14 protein-coding genes are annotated in these 15731 nt (G+C 65.2%); 11 read left to right on the top strand and 3 right to left on the bottom strand.

The features are described 5' to 3' along the window. Positions 1 to 375: 375 nt before the first annotated feature. The 8 genes from ACFOMF_RS12600 to ACFOMF_RS12565 all read left to right on the top strand — a co-directional run bounded on the left by ACFOMF_RS12600 (position 376) and on the right by ACFOMF_RS12565 (position 7639). Positions 376 to 1548, top strand: a complete 1173-nt coding sequence (locus ACFOMF_RS12600; protein WP_386365317.1) for a GGDEF domain-containing protein — start codon at positions 376 to 378, stop codon at positions 1546 to 1548. A gap of 134 nt (positions 1549 to 1682) precedes the next feature. Continuing rightward, a complete protein-coding gene (locus tag ACFOMF_RS12595; protein ID WP_386365315.1) occupies positions 1683 to 2627 on the top strand; it encodes a PDR/VanB family oxidoreductase in 945 nt (314 codons plus the stop codon). 14 nt (positions 2628 to 2641) lie between these two features. Further along, positions 2642 to 3973 carry an aromatic ring-hydroxylating dioxygenase subunit alpha gene (locus ACFOMF_RS12590; protein ID WP_386365313.1) on the top strand — a complete coding sequence of 444 codons (1332 nt, stop codon included), beginning with the start codon at positions 2642 to 2644 and terminating at the stop codon, positions 3971 to 3973. Continuing rightward, on the top strand, positions 3963 to 4496 hold the full coding sequence (locus tag ACFOMF_RS12585; RefSeq protein WP_386365311.1) for an aromatic-ring-hydroxylating dioxygenase subunit beta: 534 nt from the start codon (positions 3963 to 3965) through the stop codon (positions 4494 to 4496). Before ACFOMF_RS12590 ends, ACFOMF_RS12585 begins: the two co-directional genes overlap by 11 nt. After that, the gene (locus tag ACFOMF_RS12580; RefSeq protein WP_386365308.1) at positions 4496 to 5092 is read left to right on the top strand and encodes a cysteine hydrolase family protein; all 597 of its coding nucleotides are present in this window, start codon (positions 4496 to 4498) and stop codon (positions 5090 to 5092) included. The genes ACFOMF_RS12585 and ACFOMF_RS12580 overlap by 1 nt, the downstream gene beginning before the upstream one ends. After that, complete coding sequence (locus ACFOMF_RS12575) at positions 5089 to 5895, top strand: SDR family oxidoreductase (RefSeq protein ID WP_386365306.1); 807 nt, start codon at positions 5089 to 5091, stop codon at positions 5893 to 5895. Before ACFOMF_RS12580 ends, ACFOMF_RS12575 begins: the two co-directional genes overlap by 4 nt. Positions 5896 to 5939: 44 nt before the next feature. Continuing rightward, positions 5940 to 7175 (top strand): dienelactone hydrolase family protein, encoded by a 1236-nt coding sequence (locus tag ACFOMF_RS12570; protein WP_386365304.1) that lies wholly within the window; start codon positions 5940 to 5942, stop codon positions 7173 to 7175. A 140-nt stretch (positions 7176 to 7315) separates the two neighbouring features. Further along, positions 7316 to 7639, top strand: a complete 324-nt coding sequence (locus ACFOMF_RS12565; RefSeq protein WP_386365302.1) for a hypothetical protein — start codon at positions 7316 to 7318, stop codon at positions 7637 to 7639. Positions 7640 to 7703: 64 nt separating this feature from the next. Here the strand turns inward: ACFOMF_RS12565 and ACFOMF_RS12560 are convergent, their stop codons facing one another. Together ACFOMF_RS12560 and ACFOMF_RS12555 are read right to left on the bottom strand one after the other, a co-directional pair. Then, a complete protein-coding gene (locus ACFOMF_RS12560; RefSeq protein ID WP_386365300.1) occupies positions 7704 to 8705 on the bottom strand; it encodes an AraC family transcriptional regulator in 1002 nt (333 codons plus the stop codon). Positions 8706 to 8719: 14 nt separating this feature from the next. Further along, positions 8720 to 9727 carry an AraC family transcriptional regulator gene (locus tag ACFOMF_RS12555; RefSeq protein WP_386365298.1) on the bottom strand — a complete coding sequence of 336 codons (1008 nt, stop codon included), beginning with the start codon at positions 9725 to 9727 and terminating at the stop codon, positions 8720 to 8722. A 421-nt stretch (positions 9728 to 10148) separates the two neighbouring features. Here ACFOMF_RS12555 and ACFOMF_RS12550 point away from each other — a divergent pair, with 421 nt between their 5' ends. The 3 genes from ACFOMF_RS12550 to antB all read left to right on the top strand — a co-directional run bounded on the left by ACFOMF_RS12550 (position 10149) and on the right by antB (position 13687). After that, on the top strand, positions 10149 to 11696 hold the full coding sequence (locus tag ACFOMF_RS12550) for a methyl-accepting chemotaxis protein (RefSeq protein ID WP_386365296.1): 1548 nt from the start codon (positions 10149 to 10151) through the stop codon (positions 11694 to 11696). A 111-nt stretch (positions 11697 to 11807) separates the two neighbouring features. Next, positions 11808 to 13193, top strand: a complete 1386-nt coding sequence (antA, locus tag ACFOMF_RS12545; RefSeq protein WP_386365294.1) for an anthranilate 1,2-dioxygenase large subunit — start codon at positions 11808 to 11810, stop codon at positions 13191 to 13193. 2 nt (positions 13194 to 13195) lie between these two features. Continuing rightward, positions 13196 to 13687: an anthranilate 1,2-dioxygenase small subunit gene (antB, locus tag ACFOMF_RS12540; RefSeq protein ID WP_386365291.1), complete on the top strand. Its 492-nt coding sequence runs from the start codon at positions 13196 to 13198 to the stop codon at positions 13685 to 13687. 346 nt (positions 13688 to 14033) lie between these two features. On the opposite strand, the gene ACFOMF_RS12535 is transcribed toward antB, so the two are convergent. Continuing rightward, positions 14034 to 15308, bottom strand: a complete 1275-nt coding sequence (locus ACFOMF_RS12535) for an OprD family porin (protein WP_386365289.1) — start codon at positions 15306 to 15308, stop codon at positions 14034 to 14036. Positions 15309 to 15731 lie beyond the last annotated feature (423 nt).

Genomic DNA, 15731 nt, shown 5'->3' with positions numbered 1-15731 from the left:
CCACCCCTATTGCATAGTTTCGTCAAGCGGGTCAGCGCAACATTCGAAACCGACTCCAGTGCTATAAGCGCATGACCCCATGCGACCGACCGAACTGCCGGGTGGTGGCGGTGGTGCCACCGGCCTCCGGCGTGACTGCTTCCCACCCACGTCGGTTTACGGCTATGGCTGACTCGACCTACGGCAAGCTGTGGCAGGGCGGGCTGGCAAACCCCGAGCATTGGCCAGTCGGCCAAACGCTACCCATTCATCGGTTTAGGTTTTCCGGCTCCCAGGTTCGGCAAGATAATGGCAATATGCCGATACAACGCGATGGATGCGCTGCCAGCTACTGTCGCCGCCACCCGATCCCGGCACGGCATCCGAGACCGCCCCATGTCTTCGCCCGCGCAACGCTCCCACGTCGAAGCACTGCTGCGCCACCCGCTGGCGCCGCTCCGTGGCGACTTGCGCAAGGCTTATGACGCGTACCAGCTCAAGCACTATTGGCGGTTCCTGCTGCTGGTCAACATCCTGGCCCACCTGGCCTTCCTGTCGTACGGCTTTGCCGACGCCCTGGTGCTACCTGACCTGCGCTGGCGATCGCTGATCGCGCGTGCCGCCTTTCTCAGCCTGCTCTTTCCAGCGGTCATGCTGATCTTCTGGCGCTGCCGCAATGCTCAGTTACTGGATCTGGTCCTGCCGTCCTGCATCGTGTTTTCGGCCATGTTCTGGTTCGGGCTGCTGGCGACCACCGAATACCCCACCGGCAACTACCTCTACGCCTCCCTGGTGTTCATCGTGCTCGCCAACCTCTGCGTGCAGGTGCGCTTCCTGCCCTCGCTTGTGACGTCGCTGCTGATCACCCTGGTGGTGCTGGTCGGCGGCGCCTGGCTGAACCGTGGGGTCGAAGGAGCCATGAAGATCTTCATCCTCGTGTACTTTCCAGTGCTCTTCTTCAGCCTGTTCATCAGTTGGAGCACCACCCTGGACCGGCGCCGGACCTTTTTGCGCTCGGTACTCGACGACATGAACCGAGACGCGCTGTCCCAGGCAAACGAGCGCCTGCAGGAGCTGGCCCACACCGACGCCCTCACCGGCCTGCACAATCGCCGCCACTTCGAGGAATCCGCGCGGCAGGAAATCTCCCGTGCCCGGCGGCATCGGCAGCCGCTGTGCATGCTGGCCATGGACGTCGACCATTTCAAGCTCATCAACGACGGTCACGGACATGACGTGGGCGACAGGGTATTGCAGGTATTGAGCGTGACGGCACGTTCGCAGCTGCGCGAGATCGACGAACTGGCGCGCTTCGGCGGCGAGGAATTCGTCGTGCTCTTGCCCAATACCCCACGGGAACAGGCACAGCAGGTGGCCGAACGCCTGCGCCTGGCCATGGCCGAGCGCGTGGTCGAGGCCGGCAATGGCCAGACGTTGCGCTGCACCGTGTCCATCGGCATCGTCCAGCTGAACGACGACACCCCCGACCTGCACGCCCTGCTCAAGGCCGCCGACCGTGCGCTGTACCAGGCCAAGGAGTCCGGCCGCAACCGCACTTGCGTGGCTTAGCCCAGCGCCCGTGCCAGTCGCCAGGCCGCCTTGCCAGAAGCGGATGACGCTTTGCCGATATCGGCTATTTCCCCCTGATGCCCATGCCTAGAGTGACCTGAACAAAGACCAACCGGTTTGATCAGGAAACGAGCATGTCCAGCCTTAACCTGCGTGTCGACCGCATCGACAGCCTGACGCCCCGTATCCGCCGGCTGCTGCTGGTGAGCGAAGACGGTTCCGCGCTGCCCTCCTTTGCCCCCGGCGCCCACCTCGAACTGCATGTGCCCGGCGAGCGGCCGTTGCTGCGCGCCTATTCGTTGGTGAATCTCTCCGGCAGGGAGTTCTACGAGATCGCCGTGCAGCTCGAGGAAAGGGGCAGCGGCGGTTCGCGCTGGGTCCACGGCCTGGAACCCGGCCAGCGGCTGACCGCCGAGGCGCCACGCAACCACTTCCCACTGTCCGAAGTGGGCGATCACGCACTGCTGATCGCCGGCGGCATCGGCATCACCCCGATTCTCGGCATGGCCCGGGCCCTGCGCCAGGCAGGCCGCAACTTCGCCCTGCACTACGCCGGCCGCGAAGCCTCTCGGATGGCCTATCTCGACGAGGTGCGCGCAATGCCCGAGGCGCGCACCTGGATCAGCGCCGTGCCGGCCAGCGGCCGCATGCCCCTGGCTGCGGTACTGGCCGAGCCGGTCGCCGGCCGCCACCTCTATGTCTGTGGCCCCAGGGGGCTGATCACCGAGGTCCTGGACACCGCCCGCCGCATCGGCTGGGACGAGGATCAGCTGCACAGTGAACTCTTCGCCGGCAGCCTGGAGATCGAGGGTGAAACCGCCTTCGAGGCCGAGCTGCGCGCCAGTGGCGTGACCCTGCAGGTGCCCGCCGGGCAGAACCTGCTGGAGGTGATGATCGAGGCCGGCCTCGATCCGCTGTTCGATTGCCGCCGCGGCGACTGCGGCGTCTGCGTGACCCAGGTGCTCGAAGGCGAAGCCGAGCACCGCGACATCTGCCTGTCCGAGCGCGACCGCGCCTCGGGGAGTTTCTGCACCTGCGTGTCCCGCGCCCGCGGCGGCCGCCTGGTGCTCGATCTGTGACGAGGGAAGAACCGATGATTCCATCGAACCAAGACATCGCCGCGCTGGTGCGGGGCGACAGCGTGCACAAGAGCGTCTACACCGACCCGGTGCTGTTCCAGCTGGAAATGGAACGCATCTATGGCCAGGCGTGGATTTACGTTGGCCATGACAGCCAAGTGAAGAACGTCGGCGACTACCACACCACCCGCCTCGGCGATCAGGACGTGATCATGGTCCGCGGCGCCAACAAGCAGGTCAACGTGCTCTACAACCGCTGCCCGCACAAGGGCGCCAAGCTGGTGGCCGATGGCGACGGCAACGTCGGCAAGTTCTTCCGCTGCCCCTACCACGCCTGGACCTTCAGGCTCGACGGCGAACACCTTTCGGCACCGCTGAAAAGCGGCTTCGAAGGCACCTGCTACGACCCCAGGCACCCGGACTTCCAGATGGTCAGCGTGGCCCGGGTGGAAAGCTACCGGGGCTTCGTCTTTGCCAGCCAGGCCGCCCACGGCCCGGACCTGAAGACATTCCTCGGTGGAGTGATCAGCTCCATCGACAACCTCTGCGACCGCTCGCCGGTGGGCGAAGTGGAAGTCGCCGGCGGGGTGTTCCGGGTCATGCAGCGTTCCAACTGGAAGGTGTTCTACGAGAATCTGCACGACACCATGCACGCCCGGGTGACCCATGAGTCGTCCTTCGAGGCTGCCCGCAGCGAAGCCAGCGCCATCGGCGAAATGCCCTTCGAACTGCTGATCATGGACGGCAACGGCGAGCCCTACGACTTCTGGGAAAAGCTCGAACTGCGCGCCTACCACAACGGCCATGGCTACATGGAAGGCATCTTCGACCCGGCCGCCGCCACTCGCGACCCGGTGTCGCGCGCGCATTTCCAGGCTCTCAGCGAGGCCCATGGCGAAGACCGTGCCCGGGAAATCCTCGGCATGAACCGCCACAACACGGTGATCTACGGCAGCGGCTCGCCGCATACGGTGTTCCAGCAGTTCCGGGTGATCCGCCCGGTCTCGGTGGACCGCACCCTGGTGGAGATCCAGACCTTCCGCCTCAAGGGTGCCCCCGACGAGGTGTTCGACCGCGCCCTCACCTACGCCAATGTGATCAACTCACCCTCCTCCAACGTGATGCCCGACGACGTGGAAGTCTATGCCCGCTGCCAGGAAGGCAACCTGACCCGCGGCGGTGACTGGATCAGCATGCACCGCTACGCCGGCAGCGACACCGAACTGCCCGATGGTGCGGTCTCCACCAACGGCACCAGTGAACTGCCGATGCGCAACCAGTTCGCCGCCTGGAAGCATTTCATGACCGCCACCCTGATCGCCAAGGAGAGCACCCATGCAGCCTGATCGCCGCTTCGACGTCAGCACCCGCGACCTGCAACCGATCCAGACCAGCCATGAACTGCTGAAGGACGTGGAGCAGTTCATTTTTCGCGAGGCCCGTCTGCTGGACGAGCGCCGTTTCTGGGAATGGGACGCGCTGTTCACCGACGAAGGCATGTACTGGGTGCCCCAGGCCCACGAACAGGACAACCCCTTCGAGCACATCTCGCTGTTCTGGGAAGGCCGCATGCTGCGCGAGGTGCGCATCCGCCGGGTGGAGAACGCCCGCAACTGGTCGCAGCAACCGGTGACCCGCACCGCACATCTGGTGGGCAACGTGGCCATCGAGGGCCGCGACGCGGTGGGCCATCTGGTGGTGAGCGCCACCTTCCAGGTCAGCGAATGGCGCCTGGACCAGCGCCAGCTGGCCGGCCGCTACACCTACAAGCTGGCCGAACAACCCGGTGGCGGCTGGAAGATCGCGCTCAAGCGGGTCGACCTGATCAACTGCAACGACATCTTCGCCAACCTGGAGGTGTTCGTCTGATGAGCCGGCCCGCCGTCCTCGCCCTGCACTACCAGAACGATGTGCTGCACCCGGACGGGCGCATCCGCGTGGGCCTGGCTGCCGAGGACCCGGCCCGCCAGCGCGTGCTGGACGCCGCCGCGGCACTGCTCGGTGGCGCACGGCAACGCGGCTGGCCAATCATCCATGTCCGGGTGGCCTATCGCCCGGACTATGCCGACCTGATCCAGAACGCGCCGATCCTCAAGGCCGTGGCCGCCATCGGCGCGGTGCAGGAAGGCAGCTGGGGCGCGGAGTTCTACGAACCGCTGGCCCCTAAAGCGGAGAGCCCCGACGAGTACGTGGTCAAGCATTCGCGGATCAACGCCTTCTACGGCACGCCGCTGGACATCCTGCTGCGCGCCCTGAAGGCCGAGCGGTTGCTGATCGCCGGGGTGGCCACCCATTCGGTGGTGGAAAGCACCGTGCGCCATGCGGTGGATTGCGGCTTCGAGGTCACCGTCGCCGCCGATGCCTGCGCCTCGGCCAGCCCCGCCGCCCATCACGCCTCGCTGGATAGCATGCGCCTGATCGCCGAGATCGGCGACGTGCGCAGCGCCCTGGAGACCCTGCAATGAATGACTTCTACAGCCTGGCCGGCAAGGTCGCCATCGTCACCGGCAGTACCCAGGGCCTGGGCACCGACATCGCCCGCCGACTGCTGGCCGCTGGCGCCCGGGTGATGCTGCTCGGCCGCAACCGCGAGACCGGCATGGCCCTGGCCGCCGAGCTCGGCGAGGGTTGCCGCTTCTGCCCATGCAACGTCGAGCTGGACGAGGACATCGAGCAGTGCATCGAGGAAACCCTGGCGGCGTTCGGACGGCTGGACATCCTGGTCAACAATGCCTGTATCTATGAGGATCAGGGGCTCGCCTCCAGCCGCGAGCAGTGGTTCCAGACCCTCAACGTCAACCTGATCTCGGCGGCCATCTTTACCCAGAAGGCTTGTGCGCAGATGCCCAGGGGCGGCACCGTGATCAACATCGGCAGCACTGGCGGCAAGTTCGGCGCCGCCGGCCGGGCGATCTACCCTGCCTCCAAGGCCGGCCTGATCCAGCTGACCAAGAGCTTCGCGGTCACCCTGGCAGAACAGGGTATCCGCGTGGTCTGTGTCTCACCGGCCTGGACCTGGTCGCCCTCGGTGGCCCGGTTTTCCGGCGGCGACCAGGCCCTGGCCGATCGCGTGGGCGCCCACTTCCATCCGCTCGGCCGGGTCGGCCGCGGTGAAGAGATCGGCAACGCGGTGTGCTTTCTGTGCAGCGAGGCCGCGTCCTGGATCACCGGGGTCGACATCCCGGTGGATGGCGGCTTCTCGATACTCGGACCGGACCAGGGCATCGCTCCGCGCATCTGGTTCGAGCGGCTCGGCAACGATCAGTGACAGACAACCTTCCAAGCGGTTCTAGACAGTCCCAGGAGATGATGATGAGCAAGATGATCGACATCCGCGCCACCGATGGCAGCGGCAGCTTCTCCGGTTACCTGGCGCTGCCAGCCAGCGGGCGCGGCCCCGGCGTGGTGATCGGCCAGGAAATCTTCGGCATCAATGCCAACATGCGCGCCGTCGCCGACCTCTATGCCGAGGAAGGCTACGTAGCCCTGGTGCCCGACCTGTTCTGGCGCCTGGAGCCTGGCATCGAACTGGGCTACAGCGAACAGGACTTCGCCAAGGCCATCGACCTGTTCCAACGCATGGACGTGGACAAGGCGGTGGAAGACATCGACGCCAGCTTCACTGCCCTGCGCGGCCTGCCTGAAGTGGAAGACGCGGGCCTCGGCTATGTGGGCTTCTGCATGGGCGGCAAGCTGGCCTACCTCACCGCCACCCGCACCAAGGCCGCCACCTCGGTGGGCTATTACGGCATGGGCATCGACCAGTACCTGGATGAGGCAGATAACATCAAGGGCCGGCTGGTGCTGCATTTCGCCGAGCAGGATGGGTACTGCGACGCCGACACCCGGGCGCGGATCAGCGAGGCCCTGGGCGGACGGCCGGGGATCGAGCTCTACACCTATCCGGGCGTCGACCATGCCTTTGCCCGGGTCGGCGGCATGCACTACGACAAGCCCGCCGCGCTGATGGCCCATGAGCGGACCATCGCCGCGCTGAAGCGTGAAATCGGTCCGGACCACGACCTCTCCGCGCTCTGGGAAAAGCACATCGAACATGAGTTCGCCACCCGCGACGTGCCCGCCACCATGGCCACCATGGTCGCCGAGCCCTACGTCAACCACATTCCCACCATGACCGGCGGGGTCGGCTACAAGGAACTGAGCCGCTTCTATCAACACCATTTCGTCCATGGCAATCCGCCGGACATGAAACTGGTGCCCATCTCGCGCACCGTGGGCTCCTCGCAAGTGGTCGACGAGTTCGTCATGTGCTTCACCCACAGCACCGAGATCGACTGGATGCTGCCGGGTGTCGCGCCCACCGGGAAATACGTGGAAATCCCGATGCTCGGGGTGGTCAAGTTCCGCGGGGACAAGCTCTACCACGAGCACATCTACTGGGACCAGGCCAGTGTGCTGGTGCAGATCGGCCTGCTGGACCCCACCGGGCTGCCGGTGGCCGGGGTCGAAACGGCCAGGAAGCTGCTGGACGAGACGCTGCCCTCCAACACCCTGATGGCACGCTGGCAGAGCAGCGAAGGAAACTGATCCTCCCGCGTCTGCCGGAGCACAGGCGCTCCTCTGCAACGGAGGAACGCCGGTGCTCATCGACCGTTGATCGAGACGGCGCAACCCCTCTGGCCCGGTGCTGCCAATAACGGGGTAGCCATCAGAATCGGGATATCGCCATGCAAACGACCAAGCTTGCTGCATTCGTATTCACCGGCCTGCTCGCTTCCTCCGCGTTCGCGGCGGAAGGCACCGGGACCACCGGCAACACCACTGGCACCGACACCACCACCCCCACCTACCAGGGCGAGCCCACCGCCGACACCGATACCGGCATCAGCACCGGTATGCAGCACGAGTCCGAAGGTAGCGATGACCAGGATTCCCATGGAGACCACGGCAGTACCGGTAGCGACCGCGCCGGCCCCGCAGGCACCCAGGGCGGCACCCCGGGCGCCGGACCAGGCGCCGGCGGAGCGGGCGGTGCGGGCGGCGGCAGCTGAGGCGCCGTAGCTTCGGCAGGCATTCCACAGGCCGGGTCCGCCGAGGCGAACCCGACCACACCGCTCAGGTCTCCCGCGGCAACTCCCCGAAGCGCTCTCGGTAATACCCGGCGAAGCGGCCCAGATGGGTGAACCCGTAATCCAGAGCCACCTCGGTCACGCTCAGGTCCCGCGAGGCGAGCAGGCGTTCGCGGGCGGCGTCGAGGCGCAAGTTGCGCAGCCGTTCCATCGGCGACTGGCCATGGCAACGCTGACAGAGGTTGCTCAGGCTGCGCACGCTCATGCCACATGCGGCGGCCAGCTCGCGCAAGGAGACGGCTGCGGTCAGCTGCGCCTGTATCACCGTTTCCACTTTATCCACCTGGCGGCGTAGCTGTCGCTCCGCCAGCGAGCGGGACACCACCGGCCCCTTGCCCACCCGGGGCATGGCTGGCTGATGGGTGAGCAAGAACATCGACAGACTCTCTTCCAGATGACGCCGCCAAAGCGGATTTTCCTCGTCCCCGGTGCCGGGCAGCTGGTCCAGCAGTTCCCCCAGCAGACGCAGCCCGCGGGCGCCCTGGCGGCCTTCGAGCTGAAACAGCGGTGGCAGGTCGACGTCAGCCGTCAGGGCGCCTTCATCCAGCAGTCGGGCGCGGGCCGGTTGCAGCAGGCTGCGCGGTACCTTGACCAACAACTGCTCGCAACCACGACGCCACACCAGCCGCGCCTCGTGCCTCGGTGCCAGGACGCTGAGCTGGCCCGGCCGGGCCTCCAGCGCGACCCCGTCACAGAGCAGCGAGGCGCTGCCGCGCAGGGGCAGCTGCATGAGCACGAAGTCGTTGAAGGGCTGCGGGCGCACTTCCACCTCGGCCCCGTAGCGCAGCACGAACAGGTCGCAGCGGCCGATGGCGGCGCGAAAGAACGCAGTGTCCACCGCGCCCTGGCGCCAGCTCAGGTCATGCTCGACCAGCTCCCGAGCCAGCAGCTGATGGCTTTCGGCTCGGCAGCGGCTGGTGAACACCGGTTCGCGGCACAGCCCGGACAGGTCCAGGCCCGCCGCCGTGAGGCTCTGCATGGCAGTCATGGCAGATCCTCCGCTCAGAAGGCGCGATTGCGACGGGCTTCGTTACGCTGCAAGGTCGTGCTCGGGGTTTCGTCGAACAGCTTGCGGTACTCGGTGGAAAAGCGACCCAGATGGGTGAAGCCCCAGCCCATGGCGATTTCGGAGATATTGCGGGCCGAGCGGTCTTCGAGGATTTCCTGGCGCACCGCCGTCAGCCGATACTTTTTCAGGTAAGCCATGGGCGCCATCCCGAAGTGCCGCTTGAAGCCCTCGAACAGCTTGAAGCGTGAGATGCCGGCGGCGATCTCGATGTCTTCCAGGTGCAGTTCTTCCCGCGCATGGGCGTGGATGAACTCCTGGGCGCGGATCAGGTAATGGGGCAACCTCACCTGGCAGGTGCGGTTCAGCTCGGCGCTGTAGTTGTTGGGCTGCGCGAGGATCAGGCCCTTGATCAGCAGGGTCTCCATGTCGGTCGAGAGCATCGGCTGGCTGAACAGCTCGCCGGTGTGCTGCATTTCCATCAGGAAGTGCTTGACCATCCGCCACCAGGCCCCGCTAGGACCGTTGACCGCATCCATCCGCGTCTCGAAATGCAGCGGCTGGTCCGCCGAACGATGCAGCATGCTCTCGAGTGTGCTGCGCATTGCCCGCCGCGAGATGGCCACCTGCAGCTTGCGGCACTCGCCGGTCATGGCCAGCTCCTGGCTCTCGTGCGGCGAGACGATCACCCCGTTGTCCTGATCCGAGTACACCAGCTCGCCCTTCCGGCGATGTTCCTGCTCGCCCTGCAGTGGCAGGCTGAGGCTGTAGCTGTTGAGGTAGTTGGCATCCTCGATGCCGACGGTGACGTCGGTGCCATATTCGATATAGCCGAGTGTGGACGAGCGCAACACCCGGCCCATGTGACGAAAGTGGATGTGGCTCGGCGCGCTGACCTTGAGCCGGTGTGGTCCGCAAATGTTCTGCATCCACGAGTGCGCCCCCGTCAGGTCATGGTGGTCGGCATGGATATCGTGATACCCGATCTGGCTGTTCGCATTCATGAGAGTTGTACCTGCAAGGCTAAGAACGGTCGCGCTCTGACGGCACGTGACAACTGACGAGGCAATCGCCATACCATCGTGCCGCAGCGCTCGTTTTTCGGATAGCGAAGCTGCATTAAGCGGATAAGAACCTCCGATTGCCCTTCACCCGACGCCTGCTGGCGAGCGACTCGGAGGTTTTACCCGTCCCGGCCACCGGCCCTGGGGTAACCGAAGGTAACGGAAGCGGCAATGGGCGCTACGAAACGGGGCCAAAAGGGTGCAGCGCGCCCGTTTCCGGGCGGCTCCGACCCATCCACTTTGCGGATAGCGAAGCCTGAAAAAGCGGATATCACGCCCCGGCACGGGCAGGTCTAATCGAGCCGCCCAGACCTGACTGGCGGAGACGCCGGCCGTCGTTCCGACCCCAAGGCGCCTTCCCATGTCCACTACCGCAATACCCACGGCTACCGACCAGGCCGGCCCGATCATCTTTCGCACCGACCTCGACGGCGTGCTGAACCTGTGCAACGACGCCCTGGTCGAGGCCAGCGGCTTCAACCGCAGCGCCCTGCTCGGCCAGCCCTGCTCGATCCTGCGCCACCCGGAAACACCCGACGCCGTAGTCGCCGACCTCTGGCGATCGCTGCGCGCCGGGCGCCCTTGGGCGGGGGTGGTGAAGAACCGCCGGCGCGACGGCAGCGGCTTCTGGATCGATCTCTACATCATGCGGGTATTCGATGGCGACCGGCACGTCGGCTACGGCGCCATGGCGCGCCGCGCCGATGCCGGGCAGATCGACCGAGCCAGCCGCCTGTATCGCCGGCTCGGTGGCGCACGGCGGCGCCCGCAACTGGCGCCGGGTACGCTGGATCGCTGGATGCCTACTGCGCTGTGCAGCCTGGTAACCCTTGGCCTGGCCCTTGCCGCGGGCGCCCCGCCCGTTCTCGCCGCACTGGCCACGCTGCCGTTGCCGGGACTGCACCTGTGGCAGGCCCGCCGTCAGCACCAGGCCATGCGCGAACTGCTCGAAGGACAGCCCTCGGCCTGCAACAGCGCCCTGTCGGCCGGCAACTACAGCGATGGCGATGGCCCGACGGCGCTGGCCGCACTGGCCCTGCACGGCCACAACGCCCGCCTGCACACGGCGCTGCTGCGTATCGGCATGGCCGGCCAGCAGGTGGAGGCCACCGCCATGGACTATGCCGCACGGGTGCAGCGGGACGCCGAATCGCTGGAAACCCAGCGCAACGAGACCGACCAGGCGGCCACGGCAATCTGCGAAATGGTGGCCACTGTCCAGGAAATCGCCAGCCATGTACATCTCACCGCCGAGTCGGCAGCCGAGGCCAGCGGGCTGGCTGACGGTGGCCAGGAAATGGCCGAGCGCAATCTCCAATCCATGGGCCAGTTGAGCACTTCGGTGCAGGGCATCGGCGACGCCATCGCCCGGCTGGCCGAGGCCAGCGACTCGATCGGCGGAGTGGTCGAAGTGATCAACGCCATCGCTGAACAGACCAACCTGCTGGCGCTCAATGCCGCCATCGAGGCCGCCCGCGCCGGCGAGCAGGGCCGCGGCTTCGCGGTGGTCGCCGACGAGGTGCGCTCGCTGGCCCTGCGGACCCAACAATCCACCGAGCAGATCCGCCAGTTGATCGCCGGGCTGCGCCAGAGCACCCAGCGCACGGTTGAAATGTCGAGCCAGGGCGTGCAGCTCGCCCATACCTGCGCCGCGGACGTAGGAGTGGTACGCGAAGCGCTACAGGGCATCGCCGCCTCGGTGGCGGCGATCTCCGGCATGAGCCAGCAGATGGCCGTGGCCACCGAGGAGCAGACCCAGGTCGCCAACGACATCAGCCAGCAGATCGAACGCATCGCCCAGCTCTCGTCGCGCAACGCCGACAGCGCACGGGAAGGCGCCCAGAGCAGCCAGTTGTTGCTAAGCCAGGCGGAGTCGTTGCACGGCCTGGCCCGGCGTTTCGACCGCTGACGGGCAGATCCTGACTATGCGGATAGTGTTCGTCGAGGAGGCGGATAGAGCCTGTCCGGGCCACGGCTTCTAATCAGGGCTGCTCAACACCCACCGCAAGGGGCCCATTCCATGAGTAGCAGAACCATCACCCAATGGCAGGAATTCGTTCAGGGCTGCCTGGACTTCCGCCCGGTCGAAGGCGTCTACCGTATCGCCCGGGACATGTTCACCGAGCCGGAACTGTTCGACCTCGAAATGGAGCTGATCTTCGAGAAGAACTGGATCTACGCCTGCCACGAGAGCGAGATCGCCAACAACCACGACTTCATGACGATGCGTGCCGGCCGTCAGCCGATGATCATCACCCGCGACGGCGAAGGTCGGCTGAACGCCTTGATCAACGCCTGCCAGCACCGCGGCACCACCCTGACCCGCGTCGGCAAGGGCAACCAGTCCACCTTTACCTGCCCCTTCCACGCCTGGTGCTACAAGAGCGACGGCCGCCTGGTGAAGGTAAAGGCGCCCGGCGAATATCCCGAGGGCTTCGACAAGGCCACCCGCGGTCTGAAGAAGGCGCGCATCGAGAGCTACAAGGGCTTCGTGTTCATCAGCCTCGACGTGGCGGGCAGCGACTCGCTGGAAGACTACCTGGGAGACGCCAAGGTGTTCTTCGACATGATGGTGGCACAGTCCAGGACCGGCGAGCTGGAAGTGCTGCCGGGCAAGTCCACCTATACTTTCGACGGCAACTGGAAGTTGCAGAACGAGAACGGCCTCGACGGCTACCACGTCAGCACCGTGCACTACAACTACGTGGCCACAGTGCAGCACCGCCAGCAGGTCAACGCCGCCAAGGGCGCCGCCAGCGGCAGCACCCTGGACTACAGCAAGCTCGGCGCCGGCGATGCCGAGACCGATGATGGCTGGTTCGCCTTCAACAACGGCCACAGCGTGCTGTTCAGCGACATGCCCAACCCCAGCGTGCGCCCCGGCTACGCCAGCATCATGCCGCGCCTGGTCGAGGAGTACGGCCAGGGCAAGGCCGAGTGGATGATGCACCGCCTGCGCAACCTGAACATCTACCCGAGCATGTTCTTCCTCGACCAGATCAGTTCGCAGCTGCGGATCATCCGCCCGCTGGCCTGGAACAAGACCGAGATCCACAGCTTCTGCCTGGGGGTCAAGGGCGAGTCGGACGCCGACCGGGAGAACCGCATCCGACAATTCGAGGACTTCTTCAACGTCTCCGGCCTCGGCACCCCCGACGACCTGGTGGAATTCCGCGAGGCCCAGCGCGGCTTCGAAGCCCGCCTGGAACGCTGGAGCGACATCTCCCGCGGCCACGACAAATGGGTCGAAGGCCCGACGCCGAACAGCGAGACCATCGGCATCACCCCGGCCCTGACCGGCACCGAGTTCACCCACGAAGGGCTCTACGTCAACCAGCACGGCGCCTGGCAGAAATACCTGCTGGACGGGCTGGCGGCCAAATCCCTGAAACCGCGTGAGGTGTGACGATGAATCCGCAACTGCAATACCAGGTGGAACAGTTCTTCTACCGCAAATCCGAACTCTGCGACGCCCAGGACTGGGACGCCTACCTTGAACTGTTCGACGAGAACAGCGAGTTCCACCTGCCACAGTGGGACTCCGAGCACGTCTACACCACCGACCCCAAGCGCGGCATGTCGCTGATCTACTACGCCAGCCGCTCGGGCCTGGAAGACCGGATATTCCGCATCCGCACCGGCAAGGCCGCCTCGGCCAGCCCAATGCCACGCACCCTGCACGCGATCAACAATGTGCGCATCGCCGAGCATGAGGGCGGATTGCTGCAGGTCAGGCTCAACTGGCAGACCAGCTACTACCGGCTGGGCACTTCCGAGGAGTTCTACGGCTGGGCCACCTATCACCTGCGCCCCAGCGGCGACAGCTTCCGCATCACCCGCAAGCATGTCGTCCTGCTCAACGACACCATCAACTCGGTGCTCGACTTCTACCACCTCTAGGTTTCGTTCCCTGCAGGCAGACATTGCCACCCCGGTGTTCGAAGCACCGGGGTCTTTTTTGTGCCTCGGCCCCGCCCGTCAGGTTACGCCTGCGGCTAACCTGACCTACAGCACGGTAGGTCGGATTGGCGGAGCGTAATCCGACGTCAGGTGTTTGGTCCCTGCAGGCAGCCATTGCCACCCCGGTGTTCGAAGCACCGGTCTTTTTTGTGCCTCGGCCCCGCCCCTCAGGTTACGCCTGCGGCTAACCTGACCTACAGCACGGTAGGTCGGATTGGCGGAGCGTAATCCGACGTCACGGCTTGCGGCGAGGAACGCCGGCGCGCCGGGCGTCGGAACCGCGGGGTCAGAACTTGAAGGTGTAGGTAGTGATCAGGCGGTTTTCCTTGAAGTCGACGCCCGAGGCACCGCCGTTGCCATAGCGGGTCTTGATATCCATGTGGCGCCACTCCACGCCCAGGCCCTTGAGCGCCCCGTCCTGGATCACATAACCCAGGTTGAAGTTGAACTCGCTCTCGACGTTGTCCGCCAGGTCGCCGCCGCGATCGATGCCGGTGCCGCGCATGTAGCGGGTCATCATCTTCAGGCCCGGCACGCCGAGGCCGGTGAAGTCGTACTCGTAGCGCGCCTGCCAGGACTTCTCGTTGGGCTTGATGAAGGCGATGGTGGACCAGTTCACCAGGTATGGCTGCGGCGCGTAGCCACTGAGGGTCGGAAAGGCGCTTTCGCCGAGCATGCGCTGGAAGCCCAGGCCGAAGCTGTGAAAGCCCTTGCTCAACACCGCCAGGGCGCCGTAGGAGCGGTTGTCGATGTCGCCGTAGTAGGCGTCGCCGTCCTCGCTGTTGTGAAAGTAGCGCAGGTCGGTCTTGAGCTTGTAGCCATTGCCCAGGTCGGCGTTGTGGGCCAGGCCGAAGTAATGCTGGTCGTAGATGTCTTCCAGCTGCCCGTAGAAGTACGTGGCCGAGAACGCCGGGGTAAAGGCGTAGGTGGCGCCGCCGAAGTTGAGGCCATCGCTGCGGAAACGGATGTCCGGTCCGTTGAACAGGTACATTTTTTCCCGGCCCGAGGATTCGCGGCTGCTGATTTCGGTGAAGCGGCCAGCGGTCAGGCTGAGCCGGTCGATCTCCTTCGACTCGATGGAGAAGCCGTGATAGGTGGTTACCAACTGCCGGGAATCATCGAGAAACACCACAGGCAACCTTGGCCGGTGCTCGCCGAGCTTCACCTCGGTGTTGGAGAACCGCATCTTGCCGGTCAGCGCGGCGCGGCCGTAATCGCGGGCCTGCTCGCCCTCGCTGCGGTGGTAGGGAATGATGCCGTCCGGACCGCGGCCGCCACCGCCGTCCAGGCGCACCGCGTACTGCGCCGAAAGATCCAGGCCGAACTGCACCGGCCCTTCGGTATAGCCGGAGATCACCCGGAAATCGAAACCCTGGGTCCAGCTGCCGACGCGCGATTGCGGCGCATTGTTCTGCTTGAAGTCCCGGTCGATATAGAAGTTGCGCAGCCCGAGGCTGACCTCGGTGTCTTCGACAAAGGCGGCCTGTGCGGCCAATGGCGCAAGCCCCCCCGCCAACCCCACTGCAATTGCACGGCGGAGCAAACCCTTCCTATGGAACATAGTGCTTACCTTCTTGATAGGTCGGCAACCTCGCGAGTTGCCTGGCTGTTGCGGCAGACTTCATTTAAAACAACTTGTGCCGCCGACTTTCAAAGCCGATCGAGTTATCCACTGAAATAAGGGAACTCCGTTATTCCGCTATCGATTAGGCAGCAAGCGGGGCGTGCCAGCTATCCGGATACTGGCCGACGCCTATCCGATTTTTAGCAGGGTGCCTGCCCGTCCGGCCATGCAACACGCGGGCTAGGGGAAAGGATCGGGGGCGGCGACGAGCCGCCGGAATATGCGGATAAGCGTCGTCGACAAAGGGGATAGACCCTGGGCCCGCGCAATACATTAAATGGCCACAAGCAAGCAGGCCCGACCAGCTCACTCAATAGCTTGAGTGAACGCGCCGGAGCCTGTTGAAGTTTGGTTATCCAG

The organism is Stutzerimonas tarimensis, from assembly GCF_042648805.1.
GTDB lineage: Bacteria > Pseudomonadota > Gammaproteobacteria > Pseudomonadales > Pseudomonadaceae > Azomonas > Azomonas tarimensis.
Note: the sequence above shows the minus strand (reverse complement) of the source record. Positions and strands in the feature narration are given on the sequence as shown.

Bases quoted from the DNA above. Each gene is read 5' to 3' on its own strand.
- ACFOMF_RS12535 (WP_386365289.1), bottom strand. From the start codon at position 15,308: ATGTTCCATAGGAAGGGTTTGCTCCGCCGTGCAATTGCAGTGGGGTTG.
- ACFOMF_RS12570 (WP_386365304.1), top strand. From the start codon at position 5,940: ATGAGCAAGATGATCGACATCCGCGCCACCGATGGCAGCGGCAGCTTC.
- ACFOMF_RS12580 (WP_386365308.1), top strand. From the start codon at position 4,496: ATGAGCCGGCCCGCCGTCCTCGCCCTGCACTACCAGAACGATGTGCTG.
- ACFOMF_RS12590 (WP_386365313.1), top strand. From the start codon at position 2,642: ATGATTCCATCGAACCAAGACATCGCCGCGCTGGTGCGGGGCGACAGC.
- ACFOMF_RS12555 (WP_386365298.1), bottom strand. From the start codon at position 9,727: ATGAATGCGAACAGCCAGATCGGGTATCACGATATCCATGCCGACCAC.
- ACFOMF_RS12550 (WP_386365296.1), top strand. From the start codon at position 10,149: ATGTCCACTACCGCAATACCCACGGCTACCGACCAGGCCGGCCCGATC.
- ACFOMF_RS12600 (WP_386365317.1), top strand. From the start codon at position 376: ATGTCTTCGCCCGCGCAACGCTCCCACGTCGAAGCACTGCTGCGCCAC.
- ACFOMF_RS12565 (WP_386365302.1), top strand. From the start codon at position 7,316: ATGCAAACGACCAAGCTTGCTGCATTCGTATTCACCGGCCTGCTCGCT.
- ACFOMF_RS12560 (WP_386365300.1), bottom strand. From the start codon at position 8,705: ATGACTGCCATGCAGAGCCTCACGGCGGCGGGCCTGGACCTGTCCGGG.
- ACFOMF_RS12595 (WP_386365315.1), top strand. From the start codon at position 1,683: ATGTCCAGCCTTAACCTGCGTGTCGACCGCATCGACAGCCTGACGCCC.
- antA (WP_386365294.1), top strand. From the start codon at position 11,808: ATGAGTAGCAGAACCATCACCCAATGGCAGGAATTCGTTCAGGGCTGC.
- antB (WP_386365291.1), top strand. From the start codon at position 13,196: ATGAATCCGCAACTGCAATACCAGGTGGAACAGTTCTTCTACCGCAAA.
- ACFOMF_RS12575 (WP_386365306.1), top strand. From the start codon at position 5,089: ATGAATGACTTCTACAGCCTGGCCGGCAAGGTCGCCATCGTCACCGGC.
- ACFOMF_RS12585 (WP_386365311.1), top strand. From the start codon at position 3,963: ATGCAGCCTGATCGCCGCTTCGACGTCAGCACCCGCGACCTGCAACCG.